Below are 14743 nucleotides of genomic sequence, written 5' to 3'. Positions count from 1 at the left end.
AAATAAGGAAGGGGAGAAGATTATGCCAGCAAAATCTATCATGATTCAAGGAACGGCTTCTGATGTAGGGAAAAGCATGATATGTACTGCGCTCTGCCGTATTTTATCTGATGATGGGCTAAAGGTAGTACCGTTTAAATCGCAAAATATGGCCCTGAATTCGTTTGTAACTCAAGATGGCGGGGAGATTGGTCGTGCACAGGGTGTACAAGCAGAGGCGGCACGTGTTGTCGCTACTACGGATATGAATCCGATATTGCTAAAACCTAAGCAGGATATGGTATCGGAAGTGATTGTTCATGGTAAGCATTTTTTAAATATGGACGCTAAGAGCTATCGCAATCAATTCGTCCAAGAAGCGATGCCAATCGTTGAAAAATCGGTGCGAACTTTACAAAATACATATGATGTTATTGTCCTGGAAGGTGCGGGAAGCCCGGCAGAAATTAATTTGAAAGACCGTGATATAGCCAATATGCGCATGGCTCATCTAGCGGATGCTGCAGTTGTGCTAGTGGCAGATATCGATCGAGGTGGCGTGTTTGCATCGATTGTTGGAACGCTCGCATTACTTGACGATGCAGAACGCGCACGTGTAAAAGGTCTGATTATTAATAAATTCAGAGGAATGCGTGAGTTACTTGATGATGGCATTGAATGGGTAGAACGTGAAACGGGGATTCCTGTCCTTGGAGTTGTACCGTATGTAGAGGTCAATATAGAGGCTGAAGACTCACTAGCATTATCTTCATTACGCTTTAAAAAGCCTAAGCCTGGAGAGTTTGCAGTGGATGTGGCCATGATTCGCTTGCCGCGCATTTCAAACTTTACAGATGTGGATCCATTTTTCGATGAGCCAGAGGTTGGTGTACGTTTAATCGGCAATGTCAATGAGCTTGGTACTCCCGATTTACTTATTTTACCTGGAACAAAAAGTACAATGGATGATTTAGCTTGGTTAAAGGCACAGGGCTTCGATCAAGCGATCGCTAATTTACGTGCACGAGGGACAAAAATTATTGGCATTTGTGGTGGCTTCCAAATGCTTGGTGAAACGTTGCTAGATCCTGAAGCAGTAGAAGGAAATGGCGAGTCAGGGCAAGGCCTAGCATTATTGCCAATGGAAACAGTATTTGTTGGCGATAAAAAGACAGTTCAAATGACAGGAACAAGAGGGCAGGATACGTTTACTGGCTATGAAATTCATCTTGGGCGTACAAAAATTTTACGCGATGAAGTATCACCATTTTTACAGCTTGCAGATGGGCGCGTAGATGGGGCAGTAAGTGCAGATGAATTAGTGGTCGGAACATATTTCCACGGCTTATTCCATAATCGCACCTTTACACGCCAGCTCATCAACGACATTCGCTTGAAAAAAGGCCTCGCTGCTTTACCAAGTGATGTAAAAAGTGACGCAGAACGTAGAGAAGACGCATACAATATGCTGGCAAAGCATGTGCGTGCGAATCTTGATATGAAAAAAGTATACGAAATTATGAATTTAGAGGTACCTGTATGACAAGAAAAGGTCCGTTAGCCATTGATTATGAGGCGTTATGGCAGGAAGGTATGAAAGACTGGCATGGCCAAATGCCTGAAAGAATGGTCAATGATCAATTAGAGGAGCAGTTTTGGGCGCAATCCATCGCCCGTAAAAAGGTTGGACAAACAGATCCTTATGCTGCAAAAATTTTTCACGAAATTAAAAAAAGTATTCAACCCGAGCAATCGGTATTGGAAATTGGTCCAGGCTGGGGTAATTATACATTTCCGCTTGCTGATCATGTGCGAAAGCTAACTTGTGTAGATAGCTCAGCAAGTATCCTTAGCTATCTAGAAAATTGCATGGAAGATAGGCAACATGTTTCTTATCTTCATGCAAAATGGGAAAACCTTGCTGAAGATGAAGTAGAAGCGCACGATATCGTCATCGGTGTCAATTGCTTTTATCGTATGTATGACATCAAATCAGCACTTTACCATATGAATCGTCTAGCTAAAAAGCGTGCAATTATTGGCATGACGACAGGGCCGATTCAACCCCATTATGAAATTTTATACGAAAAGTATGGCTACGATATTAAATTTCCGCGAAGAGATTATATAGAATTTTTAAATTTGCTGTATGAAATGGATATTTATGCCGAATGCAAAATCATCCCATTAGAACGAGTATATGAATATGACAGCTATGAGCAGCTTGTAACAACACAAAGTAAAAAAATATTAAATACTGATTTTAATAGAGCGCATATCGAGGAGTCGCTTATGCCGTTTATTGAAGAAAAGAATGGACGTTATTATTATCGACATGATTTCCATGCTGCACTCGTAACATGGGAGCCGAAATAATTATTAAACCTTTGGACAAAACTAGTGACCAAAGGTTTTTTTTATTGGGAGCGATAGGGTACAATAAAGCGATATAGATATAGAAGTGAGGTGGCATATGTGCAACTACATTTTTTAGGAACAGGCGCAGGAATGCCTTCAAAGGAACGAAATACAAGTGCCCTAATGGTAAAGCTTTTAGATGAATTGGGGGAAATGTGGCTTTTTGATTGTGGAGAGGCAACTCAACATCAAATTTTGCACACATCGTTAAAGCCACGTAAAGTAACGAAAATATTCATTACACATTTACATGGTGACCATATTTTTGGACTACCTGGCTTTTTAAGCTCTCGTTCATTTCAAGGTGGGGATGAACCATTAACAATATTTGGCCCTCAAGGTTTACAGCAATGGATTGAGCAAACCTTAGCCTTATCAAAGACACATTTAACATATCCATTACAATTTGTTGAAGTCCATGAAGGTGTTATTTATGAGGATGCACACTTCACAGTAAGTGCAAGTGAATTGCGACATGTAGTTCCATGCTTTGGCTACCGTATTGAACAAAAAGATTTACCTGGTGAATTGTTAATGGAAAAAGCACAGGTTCTAGGTGTTCCTAAAGGCCCGATGTTAGGACAACTAAAAGCTGGGAAAGATATTGGGCTTGCAGATGGCACAATTGTTTATGCAAAAGATGTCGTTGCTCCGCCGAAAAAAGGCTTTACGCTCACGATATTAGGCGATACAAAATACTGTCCAGAGGCTGTTTCATTAGCTAATGGAGCAGATATCGTTATTCATGAAGCGACCTTTGATGGCACTACGACAGATTTAGCAGCGAGCTATGGACACTCTACGAATGTTGAAGCGGCTAAGGTGGCACAACAAGCAGGCGCAAACTATTTACTTCTGAACCATTTAAGTGCACGCTTTTTACCACATGATTTACCGGAATTTTTAGCAGATGCACAGGAGATTTTCCCACAAACCTTCCTTACATCCGATCAAACAGTATTTACATGGAATAACAATAAGTTAATTTAACTTCTTTCATCCAAAAACGTAAAGTAGCTTTTAAATGACACTTCATTTAAAAGCTACTTTTATGTTTATTTAGCAAAGTTTTTTCTGCAAAAGCATGGGCAGAATAGGTGTACTTTAAATGAGACCTTTTTATCGATATAATTCAACGATTTGATTTGCTATATACTCGGAGCTAAAATGAACCCCATTTCTGAGCCACCACATAAGGATCCCAAGTATTGAAGAGGCGAGAATATCCATTGATAGTGTACTATCAGCACCTTCACTTTTACGTTGTATGACAATCAAGTCCTTTAATGTCATATGCATTTTTTTAATGAAACCAGGGTGCTCAAATAGCACAGCTAAAATTTTCCTATGCTTATAAAAATAATCTAAAAACGTAATTAGTTGTTCTTGATTATTCAAATTATCAATTTGTAAAGACGGAGACATTTTCGACAACAAGTCGTCGAAAATATCGTAAACAACTTGTTTTAATAAATCATTTATATCGACAAAATGTAAATAAAAAGTTGCTCGATTTAACTCTGCACGTTGGGCTATTTTTTGTACTGTAAGTTTCGAAATATCGGGGTTTTCAATTAATATATCTACGACAGCTTCTTTAAAGACTCGTTTAGAGCGAATTGCTCGTGGGTCTTGCTTTTTTTGTATGGTCAATTTCATTCTCCTTTATCTATTAAATACAAATTTAATTAATAGTATTTTTATTTTTGTTGTTTAATTGACACTTCTTGAAAAATTGTAAATAGGAATGAAAAAATAAACGTGTTATTATCTATTTTATTGACATTGTGTTAATAAAACAAGTAGAAAGAGGCAGAATGAAATGTCGGAATCAATAAATAAAAAAGTATTATTAACAGTATTAATTTTCGGGTGTTTTTTATCTACTCTTAATCAAACGCTGTTAAACGTTGCATTGAGTAATTTAATGGGCGTTTTTTCCGTTTCTGCTACAACCGTACAGTGGTTAGCTACTGGTTTTATGTTAGTAAACGGGGTGCTAGTCCCTATTACAGCATACTTAATGAAACGTTTTTCAACTCGCCAATTATTTATCAGTTCAATGCTGTTTTTATTAGTAGGCTCTATTTTTTGTGCGGTAGCTCCGAACTTCACAACCTTACTAATAGGTCGTATGATTCAAGCGGTTGGAGCAGGAATTATTATGCCATTGCTAATGAGCATCGTCATGTTTATTTTCCCTCCTGAAAAAAGAGGCAGTATGATGGGGTTAATTGGGCTTGCTATGATTTTCGCTCCAGCCATTGCACCAACTTTAGCAGGCTTCGTTATAGATTATTATTCATGGCGTTGGTTATTTATCGGGATAATTCCATTTGTCGTGATCGTTATATTCATGGCAATGAAATATTTAATTAATGTTTCAGAAACTGCAAATACGAAGTTAGATGTAATGAGTGTTATTTTATCAACAATTGGCTTTGGTCTTATTTTGTATGGTTTTAGTAATGCAGGTAGCCATGGCTGGGATGATAACATTGTAATCGTCACTATACTTGTGGGGATAATGACTACTGCATTATTCTGTCTTCGACAAATGAAATCTTCTGATCCACTTCTTAACTTATCCGTTTTTAAAAATAAAGTATTTACGCTAACGTCCATCATCAACATTATTGTCACAATGATGATGTATGCGGATATGATTTTATTACCGATATATTTACAAAATGGAAGAGGGTTTACGGCATTAGATGCAGGTTTATTATTATTACCGGGTGCTCTTGTAAATGCCTTTATGTCTCCAGTGACAGGGAAAATGTATGACCGCTTTGGTGCAAAACCGTTATTTATTATTGGTTTGATTTTTGTCATTCCCTCCATGTGGGTTGTAACAGATTTAACAGAAACAACAACATTTAGCTTTTTAATGATACGTACCATTTTTCTACGTATAGGGTTGAGTTTTATCACAATGCCGTTGAACACAGCTGGTTTGAATGCCTTACCTAAAACACTTGTCACACATGGTACAGCAGTGAATAATACATTACGACAAATTGCAGGTGCTATTGGATCTGCTGTCGTCATTACAATTTTTACAGCACAAACGGCAAACCATGCAAAAACATTGCTAGTAGGAACACCGAATGCCACGGCTGAAGGTATACGTACGCTTGCTTCCATTTTAGGTTCAAGTGATGCTTATTATTTCATGACAATCTTAGCGATACTCGCATTTGTTTTAACTTTATTTGTTCCATCTAAAAAAAGAGTAAACAATAGTTTGTGATTGTATATATTTCAACGAATGGAGTTTAGTTGTTTTACTTCAGAAGTCAACTTGGTGAGGCTTGTTGCATTTTAATTTCATACTAATGATAAAGAGCCTTACTACAATTATGTAGCAAGGCTCTTATTTTCAGGCTGTTTTCTCAAAGATGGTTGCTTCTTGTATCGTTATTTTCTAAAATAAAAGCACCCGTTTTGTTTAAGAAGAAAAATTACTTTTCTCTATATTTTCCATTTCTAATTGCTTTTCGATACTTTCCATCCTCCTCAATAGCAATCGCTTCATCCGTATTAATGCCTTCTATCGAATAATACTTAGTCCCCTTCTTGTACTTATTTGAAAAGTTTCCTGGGTAAGTCCCTTCCTTATCCGAATGCTTGGTAACTTGACCAATCTCTTCATTTATTTCAATTACATATTCTTCACTGATTTCGTAAATATATCCATCCCAAATAACAAATGATGAATTCCAGTCAGCACTTGAAGAACAGCCTGCAATAACCTGAATAGAAAATATAAATATAATGAAAATAGAATGTTTAACCTTCACAATTTCACCTCTTTAATTTCGATATTCAAGTCTCATTCTTGAACTACCTGCTTGGTTAGTATAATAATAGTTAAAAAAAGAGCGTTAATCCTTCTTAGATCAACGCTCACATTAGTTGAAACACTACTACCCTAAAAATCGATATGTTTCACTTGTATTGGATAAAAAATTAATGCAACTTGTTCCAAATTTGTTTCTTCTTCAAACTCAAATTCCTTAACTTGCCCATTAAAAAATTTCAACTTAAATGAGCCATTTCCAATTTCATTTATTACTACTTCAGATAACTGTTCCAAAGCAACAATAAAGGAGCCTCTTTTTGCTAAAAAATAATAGCAACACCCTTTTCGAAAACAGCCTATTTTTATAATTAACTTACATTGTCTCAACCTATCAAGTGAAAAAAGAGCAAATAGAATGTAGAGGAAAATATAATATGAAGATTTAGAATATTGGAGAAAAGTGATGCAGTAAGTAGTAGATTTTCGTATAATTGACTAAAGGGGAGTGGATTAATATGAATCAGCAAAAAATGCCACCAGCACTATTGCGTTTAATTGTTATTTTTCCAAATGTACTGAGCTATTTATTATTATTTGGACTTATCTTTTTTGTTATCACTAATTATGACACGCTAAAAGCTACGGACAACTTAAATGTTTGGCTTATTTTTATTTTTGTGCTTGCGCCGGCTGCTGCCTACACAACATTTAGCATTATTAAGAAAATTCGTTCTGGACAAATGTAAGGTAAAAAAAGTGTATTCAATAGATAAGTTAATGGATACACTTTTAGAATTTTTTATTTCTGAATAATATAACACCAATTACAAATAGAATAACAATTGATATGAAGTAAATGTTAGAAATTATATTCATTATGTGAAAAGGGGCTCTATGAACAAAAACAGCTTTCACCCAGTGACGATCTTCTTTTACTGCAATTGCGCTGGAAGTGGATACCCCTTTTATTTCATAATAATTTGTCCCTTTTGGGTAATAGTTTGAGGAATTTCCGTAATAATTTCCTGTCATATTATTTGGCTTGGTCTTTACTTCTCCTATAATTTTACCGATTTTATTATCTTCAATTAATTCTTCTCTTTTAACTTCATAAACGTTTCCTTTCCAAACGACGAAAGGATAAGCCCAAGATAGTGCTTGCACAGATGGGGAAATCATAAGTAAAAGTAAAAACGACAACAACGTAATTCGTTTCAAAAAGCACCTCCAATAAGTAATCATTTTAATTTAATTATAAAATAAAAAAATGGGAATATTGAATAGATTTGAAAAAATTGAAAAGTAAAGTTATTTACACGATTCCTCATCACATTTTCGGAAACAATTATTTTAGAAAAATTGACATAATGAAATCCAAGACGAATAAAATAATTCCATCTAGAGAAACTAAAAAAATACATAAAAAATTTGAAAAGGGGGGTGTTTTTGTGGATCCAACTAATTGCGATATGTCACCAATGAAACAAACTTTAAAGGAAGAGCTTCTGCATGTCATTCATTCATTACAGCAAAGCGTAGAAGCGATGGATACTGATACAAATTGTCTTCTTGGGAACTTTGAAAAAATTAAAGAAAAATTTGTAGCGATTGAAATGAAAGCTGCAACATTTTATTTAAATTGCTATCTTTCTCCGTTTACTGAAAAATATCCTGAGCTTTCGCATTGCGTACAAAATATGTCTACAAGGAGACATGGTGGACTAATTGTGATTGAACGGGAGGATTCTCTAGCAACCCTAATCCGGCCGGGTATTCATATTGGCGCAGAAGTAACGCATTCCCTAATAGAATCTATTTTTTTTCCTGGAAATCCACTGCATGATGGCGCAGTTTTAATAAGCCAAAATCTAATTGATTCAGCAGCAAATGTTTTGCCACTTTCAGACAGACATACGGGGGAAAAGAAATTAGGCACTAGACATCGAGCAGCATTAGGATTAAGTGAAGTAAGTGATGCGCTTGTTATGGTAGTGTCTGAAGAAACAGGGAGAATTTCTTTTGCCTTTAAAGGAAACTTATATCCGATTACGACGCATGGCATTATATAGTGTGAAGCTTCACACTATATAATATCTTGGATTCGAGATATTTTCCTTGCTTGTTTATCACTTGCGTGGTAAAGTGATGATTGAGAGGGGGAGGAAGCATGCGAAAACACACACTCGGATCACTGACATGGATTCGGATGATGCGCTTTACCAATCAAAGCAACCAGCTATCTAATGAGTTTTTAAAGCGCTTTGACTTAACGACTGCACAGTTTGATGTCCTAATACAAATAAAGACATATGCACCGTTAACGCAATCGCAGTTAGCAGAGAAAGTGACAGTGACGCAAGGTGGAATGTCTCGAATGCTTGCTCGTCTAGAAAAAGATGGACTTATTGAACGCAAGCAAAATTGGAAGACTAAAACAATTTCGCTCACAGCTAAAGGCGAGCAAATGATTGATGAGGCAACACCAAGTCAGCTACAGTTTCAATCTTCATTTTTTGAAGAAGTATTAACAGAAGAAGAAATGAAAAATTTAAATATACTAATGTCAAAATTAGAGAAGCATAGTCGTGGAAAAAAATTACCCCCAGCGTGATTTTTTTTGCAACATCACTTGCTTAGTCAAGTGAAAATGAGGAGGAAACATTCATGAACAAATTAAGTGGACATCATCATATATCAATGTTAACTAAAAACGGCAAACGTAATAATGATTTTTATACAAAAATTCTCGGCTTACGTCGTGTGAAAAAAACAGTCAACCAAGATTCGCCTTCTATGTATCATTTGTTTTATGGAGACCTAACAGGAGCTGCAGGTACAGAATTAACCTTTTTTGAAATGCCCCTAGCAGGACGGACAGTTCGAGGAACAAATGCCATTACACGTATCGGACTACTAGTGCCAAGCTATGACAGTCTGCAATATTGGAAAGATCGTTTTCAAGAATTAGAAGTTGAACATAGTGAAATAACAACTTATGCAGGTAAAGATGCATTATTTTTTGAGGACCATGAAGGGTTACGAATGGTGCTTTTAAATAATCATGGTCACGAAACACCTGCGCATTGGCAACCATGGGGCGGCTCTGATATCCCGGCGGAACATCGTATTTTAGGAATGGGTACAGTTGAAATGACAGTTCGTTACTTACAACGGACAGTAAGCTTATTAAAAGAGCTATTTAATTATACAGCTGTTATAGAAAGTGAAAAAGAGGTAGTATTGCAATCCATTCCTGGAGAAGTACTTGGAGAAATCGTCGTTAAAGAATTAGAAGGGCCAAGTGAGAAACCTGGTCGTGGTAGTATTCATCATCTTGCACTACGTGTTGGAACAGTGGATGAATTGCAAGAGTGGGATGCCAAAATTAAAGAGTGGGGCTTTGATAGTACTGGCGTTGTGGATCGTTATTATTTCCAAAGTCATTATTTTAGAGACCGAAATGGAATTTTATTTGAAATGGCGACAGATGGTCCAGGGTTTACAGTTGATTCGGCAGTAGAGGATCTTGGTAAAGAACTTGATCTTCCACCATTTTTAGAAGAAAGACGTGCAGAAATCGAAGCTAATTTAGAACCACTAGATTAAGGAGAGGTTTAATTATGGAAAAATACCGCATTGACCAATCAAAAGGCATTGAATTTGGCCTCTATTCTTTAGGGGATCATATTCCAAATCCATTAACAGGCGAACGAGTTTCAGCTCAGCAACGAATCCAAGAGCTAGTTGAAGCAAGTCAGCTTGCAGAACAAGCAGGTATTGATGTATTTGGTGTGGGCGAAAGCCATCAATCGTACTTTACTACACAGGCACACACGGTTGTTTTAGGAGCAATTGCACAAGCTACATCAAACATTAAATTAACAAGCTCCGCTACGGTACTAAGTGTTTCTGATCCAGTACGTGTATATGAAGATTTTGCAACGATTGATTTAATTTCAGATGGACGCGCTGAAATAGTTGCTGGTCGTGGCTCACGAGTAGGTGCATATCAATTACTAGGCATTGATTTAAAGGATTATGAAGAAATTTTTGAAGAAAAACTAGAGCTACTGAAAAAAATAAATGACAATGAGCTTGTCACTTGGGAAGGGCAATTCCGTGCGCCACTTCACAATGCGCAAATTATGCCAAAACCTAAAAATGGCTCTTTGCCAATTTGGCGGGCTGTCGGTGGACCTCCTGCCAGTGCTATTAAAGCAGGCTATATGGGCATTCCAATGATGTTAACAACATTAGGTGGTCCTGCTGTGAACTTTAAGCCATCAGTAGATGCCTACAGAGAAGCAGCAGAGCGTAGTGGCTTTGATCCGAAAGATTTACCGATTGCTACAACAAGCCTATTTTATGTTGCTGATACGACGAAAGAGGCACTACAAGGGATGTATCCACATTTAAATGGTGGATTCCAAGCAATTCGTGGCGCGGGTTATCCAAAGCAACAATTTGCACAAGCGCCAGATACACGAGACGCTTTAATGGTCGGAAGTAAGGAACAGATTATTGAAAAATTACTATATCAATACGAGCTCTATGGCATGCAACGATTTATGGCACAAATTGATTTTGGCGGTGTGCCATTCGATAAATTAATGAAAAATATTGAAATTATAGGGGACGATATTTTACCTGCGATTAAAAAATATACAGTAAAATAGGGAGTGTTCAGCATGAAAATTGTTGCACTAGCTGGTTCAATTGTCGGTTCAAAAACAAAAACAGCCATCAGTAAGGTGGTTGAAATCATACAAAATCAATATCCAGAGCATGAGGTAGTGTTGCTAGATCTTGCTGAATACAAAATGGAGTTTAGTGATGGACGAAATTATTTTGAATATGATGGGGATACGAAATATGTGACCGAAACAATTATGGCTGCAGATGCAATTGTCATTGGAACGCCAACATTTCAAGCTTCGATTCCGGCAACGTTGAAAAATATTTTTGACTTACTACCTGTCAATGCGTTTCGCGATAAAGTGGTGAGTACGGTTGTTACAGCTGGCACATCGAAGCACTATCTAATGATTGAGCAGCAGTTAAAGCCAATTCTTGCTTATATGAAAGCTCATATCGTTCCGACGTATGTATTTATAGAGGAAAAGGATTTTTTACGGAAGGAAATTGTGAATGATGACGTCCTATTCCGCCTTGAACGTTTAGCTGAGGATACAGTGATGATAGGTGATGCGTTTGCAGAAATTCGTGCTAAAAAAGATGCGGAATATGATTTTTAGAGATTACTAATTTAATAAAATTTCGACGCTGTATAAGGGGGCAATCTTATACAGCGTTTTTTCGTGATATTTTTATTTTTGGTTGGACCACTTGAACCATCGAGCATGGCCATCAGGGCGCTCCATTGTCCGTATAGATTCTATTTCTCCTTGTTCAATGAAATCTTGATGCAGTTGCATATCAAATAAATTGTTATAGCAATGGTAGAGAGGTCGTTCTATGCTAATCTCTTTTAATTGCTTCATTAATTCAAGGCGTAACTCCATTGGGATTTGATTGGCCACATGTGTATGGTAAACAACTAACATCGCTTCTTCTTTAATTTCTCTACTAATATCTTTAATAAGTTTAATAGCATCTCCTTTTATCAGTTGTAAATCGAGCTCTTTTAAAATAGGGAGCGCTTGATTTAACAAAAGTCTACGTTCTTGATGCTCTGGCCAAATTAATGCTTGGAGCCATTGTAGCTCTTCCTCATTATGAATATCAATAGGATTTAAATCGATGCCCACTCGCTTACAAACAACTGGAGCATTTGAAATAGAAGTTGGAAGCAGCTGACCTTGATTTTCTGATGACAAAATGAAATCATTATTAGAATTGTTTATGTGAAGCTGTTGATTGTAGCAGTAATTGTATTGATCCATCCCAAGTTGAAGCCCTGCACTTGCACCAATTTCTATGAAGGCTAATGGTTTTTTGTGGTGTTCATAAATTTCTGTCATCATCGGATAAAGGTAAGAACAACGGCGAATTTCATTTGTCTGAACAAGTTTTTCTTGAAATAAAGTCTTCAATTCGTCTGAATGGGACAAGACGAATGCTTTAAAAACTGGGTACACTCCACTTATTGCTTTGGGTGCTGTCGTTAAAGATGGATAAAAATGAACTAAATCGTCCTTTGATGATGACAGTAAATACTGAACACCAGCTAATAAAAAATTAGGTACGGGTTGTCCTTGAGGTATAGACGCCGCAACTTTTAATAGTTCATCGTCATCAGCAATCTTATTCGCTAAATGTTCGTACAGTGGACTTGAGTTTTCACATTCATTTTTTGCAAAAGTACGGAATTGTTTCCTTAATTTAGCTAACATACGATTCTCCCCTTTGTGTAAAAGTAATCGATCTATTTTTAAGTTTATTATTATTGGATAATTTAGTAAATTAAATATAGATAATGAAGTTGATTAAAAACATTAATTGAAGGGGATGAGATATTGGATTATAAATGGATACAGTCTTTTGTAGTTGCAGCTAAATCCTGTAATTTTCGAATGGCAGCAGAAGAACTACATTTATCGCAGCCAAGTATCACTGTTCATATTCATCACTTAGAACAATTTTTGAATGTAAAATTATTTAAACGTGAAAAAAAACGTGTGCAATTAACGGAGGCAGGGCACCTTTTTCTAGTAGAAGCTCAGCAAATTATTCATCAATGGGATAAAAGTATTGAACGTTTTCAGTTAGCGACAAAAGGAATTGAAGAAAAGCTAATTATTGCAATGACTCCCTTAATGGTGGAAACGATATTACCTCATGTAATCTATCAGTTTATCAATGAACACCCGTCCATTGAAATATCGATTCTAGTGGAGGATTCAGCAAAAATTGAGGATTTAATCAATCGTGATCAGGCGCATATTGGTATTTCTTTATTGCCAACTCGTTATCGGCAGTGGAACCAAGAACTTCTTGTAGAAAGTCCTTTAGAATTGGTTATTCCACTAGATGCCTTTGATGATGAGACGGGAGCTTATATTGACTATGAGGAATTATTTCAAACGTACACTTTATTTACACACCATCATCCAACTATTTGGGAGGAATTATTACATAAGCTACAGGAAAAATATGTAGTTACCAAGCAAGTGTCCATATCTCAATCCTATGTGGTAAAGCGCTTAATAAAAGATGGGCTGGGTATGTCATTTTTACCAAGGATGATTGTTAGAAGAGAGCGGATGGAAGGTCGGTTTAATATCGTTCCCTTCGATGAGATAGCTTTACCAAGTGTTCCTGTATACCTTTTTTATAAGGAATCGATCCGAGTTCCAGAAGAGTTATTATGTTTATTTCAGACGAGGGATTATTTGTGAGTATCGTCAACAATTTCGTAATTATTTATCTAGGTCGTATCTTTATTAATGGTTCATATCAAAAGTAGGAAATCATTTTGTATATGCTATGTAAAGTTGATTGGAGTGGAGATTGGGCGACTCCTTGGAATTAGCGATAGAGGAGTGAAGGTGAAGGCTAAAACCATCACATCCTAGATGAATACTTTGAAGATTTATCGGAACCAAATCTCGTTTTATCGGAACAATTATAACTTTTATCGGAATAATTTCTGTTTTTAGCAACTAAGGGTGACTCAGCGAGTTGCCCCCAGAAAGCTTTGCTCTGCGCGAAAGCGAAGCGTTAGCAACAAAGCGCCCAGTCGGAACGGAAATCAACTACGATATGATGATAGCTATTAAAATTGTTTAATGCTGGATAACATAAAGTTTTATATAATAAGAACAGGAATAATTTAACAAAGGTGTGATTGTATTGAGAATTTTAATGGTTGAGGATCATGAAGATGTAAATGCAATGCTAACCGAATTGTTTGAGCAAGCAGATTATCAGGTAACCAGTGTGATGGATGGGGTAGAGGGTCATCGGGCATTTCTGCAAAATGAGTTTGATCTTGTGCTTCTTGACATCATGCTTCCCTATAAAAGCGGGGATGAATTACTGAAAGAAATTCGCGCTATTTCGGATGTACCTGTTGTTATGATTTCAGCTAAAGATTTAGTGTCAACAAAAATTGATTTGCTTCGTTTAGGAGCGGACGATTATATTACGAAACCTTTTGACCTTGGCGAGGTTCTTGCCCGTGTTGAATCTATTTTGCGTCGTGTTAAAAAACAAGCTACACCAATGAAGCAGCTCCAATATAAAGATATCGTATTGGATGATATCGCTAAGCGAGTTAAAGTTAATGGTGTAGAGGTCTTGCTAACTGCAAAGGAATATTTATTGCTCGAATTGTTTATGACGAACCAAGAGAAAGTATTTACGAAAGCAAATTTATATGAATCCATTTGGCAAGAAGAATACTTAGGGGATGAACATATTATTAAAATTCATATTAGTAATCTTCGTCAAAAATTAAAGACAATAAATCCACAGGCGGATTATATCGAGACGCTTCGAGGGCTTGGGTACCGTTTGCGTCCATAAATTATCCGTAATCTATACGCCATCTTTACTTTATCTATACCTTTCATGAGTAAT

Annotated in this window: 16 protein-coding genes; 12 read left to right on the top strand and 4 right to left on the bottom strand. The window is 36.6% G+C overall.

The annotated features are described in order from the left end of the window. Positions 1-22: 22 nt before the first annotated feature. The 3 genes from AC3WSK_RS07785 (at position 23) to rnz (ending at position 3387) form a co-directional block, all read left to right on the top strand. Complete coding sequence (locus tag AC3WSK_RS07785; RefSeq protein ID WP_492412177.1) at positions 23-1522, top strand: cobyric acid synthase; 1500 nt, start codon at positions 23-25, stop codon at positions 1520-1522. After that, complete coding sequence (locus tag AC3WSK_RS07780) at positions 1519-2355, top strand: class I SAM-dependent methyltransferase (RefSeq protein WP_492412179.1); 837 nt, start codon at positions 1519-1521, stop codon at positions 2353-2355. The genes AC3WSK_RS07785 and AC3WSK_RS07780 overlap by 4 nt, the downstream gene beginning before the upstream one ends. Before the next feature lie 99 nt (positions 2356-2454). After that, a complete protein-coding gene (rnz, locus tag AC3WSK_RS07775) occupies positions 2455-3387 on the top strand; it encodes a ribonuclease Z (RefSeq protein ID WP_427483760.1) in 933 nt (310 codons plus the stop codon). Between the two features lie 129 nt (positions 3388-3516). Here rnz and AC3WSK_RS07770 read toward each other — a convergent pair whose 3' ends face one another. Beyond that, complete coding sequence (locus tag AC3WSK_RS07770) at positions 3517-4050, bottom strand: TetR/AcrR family transcriptional regulator (protein WP_427483759.1); 534 nt, start codon at positions 4048-4050, stop codon at positions 3517-3519. A gap of 169 nt (positions 4051-4219) precedes the next feature. Here AC3WSK_RS07770 and AC3WSK_RS07765 point away from each other — a divergent pair, with 169 nt between their 5' ends. Further along, positions 4220-5650: a DHA2 family efflux MFS transporter permease subunit gene (locus AC3WSK_RS07765; RefSeq protein WP_427483758.1), complete on the top strand. Its 1431-nt coding sequence runs from the start codon at positions 4220-4222 to the stop codon at positions 5648-5650. A gap of 211 nt (positions 5651-5861) precedes the next feature. Here the strand turns inward: AC3WSK_RS07765 and AC3WSK_RS07760 are convergent, their stop codons facing one another. Then, entirely contained in the window at positions 5862-6200 is a 339-nt protein-coding gene (locus AC3WSK_RS07760; RefSeq protein WP_427483757.1) for a hypothetical protein, read from the bottom strand. Between the two features lie 517 nt (positions 6201-6717). Here AC3WSK_RS07760 and AC3WSK_RS07755 point away from each other — a divergent pair. Further along, a complete protein-coding gene (locus AC3WSK_RS07755) occupies positions 6718-6948 on the top strand; it encodes an acyl-phosphate glycerol 3-phosphate acyltransferase (RefSeq protein WP_492412185.1) in 231 nt (76 codons plus the stop codon). Positions 6949-6991: 43 nt separating this feature from the next. Here AC3WSK_RS07755 and AC3WSK_RS07750 read toward each other — a convergent pair whose 3' ends face one another. Then, the gene (locus AC3WSK_RS07750) at positions 6992-7420 is read right to left on the bottom strand and encodes a hypothetical protein (RefSeq protein ID WP_492412187.1); all 429 of its coding nucleotides are present in this window, start codon (positions 7418-7420) and stop codon (positions 6992-6994) included. A gap of 230 nt (positions 7421-7650) precedes the next feature. Here AC3WSK_RS07750 and cdaS point away from each other — a divergent pair, with 230 nt between their 5' ends. The 5 genes from cdaS (at position 7651) to AC3WSK_RS07725 (ending at position 11457) form a co-directional block, all read left to right on the top strand. Beyond that, positions 7651-8271, top strand: coding sequence for a sporulation-specific diadenylate cyclase CdaS (cdaS, locus tag AC3WSK_RS07745; protein ID WP_427483755.1), 621 nt, complete (start codon positions 7651-7653; stop codon positions 8269-8271). Between the two features lie 98 nt (positions 8272-8369). Beyond that, positions 8370-8813, top strand: coding sequence for a MarR family winged helix-turn-helix transcriptional regulator (locus AC3WSK_RS07740; protein ID WP_079562004.1), 444 nt, complete (start codon positions 8370-8372; stop codon positions 8811-8813). A gap of 53 nt (positions 8814-8866) precedes the next feature. Further along, on the top strand, positions 8867-9808 hold the full coding sequence (locus AC3WSK_RS07735) for a ring-cleaving dioxygenase (protein WP_492412190.1): 942 nt from the start codon (positions 8867-8869) through the stop codon (positions 9806-9808). 14 nt (positions 9809-9822) lie between these two features. Beyond that, positions 9823-10878 (top strand): LLM class flavin-dependent oxidoreductase, encoded by a 1056-nt coding sequence (locus AC3WSK_RS07730; RefSeq protein WP_079562006.1) that lies wholly within the window; start codon positions 9823-9825, stop codon positions 10876-10878. A gap of 12 nt (positions 10879-10890) precedes the next feature. After that, positions 10891-11457 (top strand): NADPH-dependent FMN reductase, encoded by a 567-nt coding sequence (locus tag AC3WSK_RS07725; protein WP_079562007.1) that lies wholly within the window; start codon positions 10891-10893, stop codon positions 11455-11457. Positions 11458-11529: 72 nt separating this feature from the next. On the opposite strand, the gene AC3WSK_RS07720 is transcribed toward AC3WSK_RS07725, so the two are convergent. After that, positions 11530-12555, bottom strand: a complete 1026-nt coding sequence (locus AC3WSK_RS07720; RefSeq protein ID WP_079562008.1) for a DUF2332 domain-containing protein — start codon at positions 12553-12555, stop codon at positions 11530-11532. Positions 12556-12678: 123 nt separating this feature from the next. Between AC3WSK_RS07720 and AC3WSK_RS07715 the strand changes: the two genes are divergently transcribed. Further along, positions 12679-13560, top strand: a complete 882-nt coding sequence (locus tag AC3WSK_RS07715; protein ID WP_492412193.1) for a LysR family transcriptional regulator — start codon at positions 12679-12681, stop codon at positions 13558-13560. Positions 13561-14014: 454 nt separating this feature from the next. Continuing rightward, complete coding sequence (locus AC3WSK_RS07710; RefSeq protein ID WP_492412195.1) at positions 14015-14689, top strand: response regulator transcription factor; 675 nt, start codon at positions 14015-14017, stop codon at positions 14687-14689. Positions 14690-14743: the final 54 nt, after the last annotated feature.

The sequence above is a fragment of the Lysinibacillus sp. EB271-A1-10B genome (assembly GCF_058791335.1).
The sequence above is the reverse complement of the archived record's forward strand: the minus strand, read 5'-3'. Positions and strand labels throughout refer to the sequence as shown.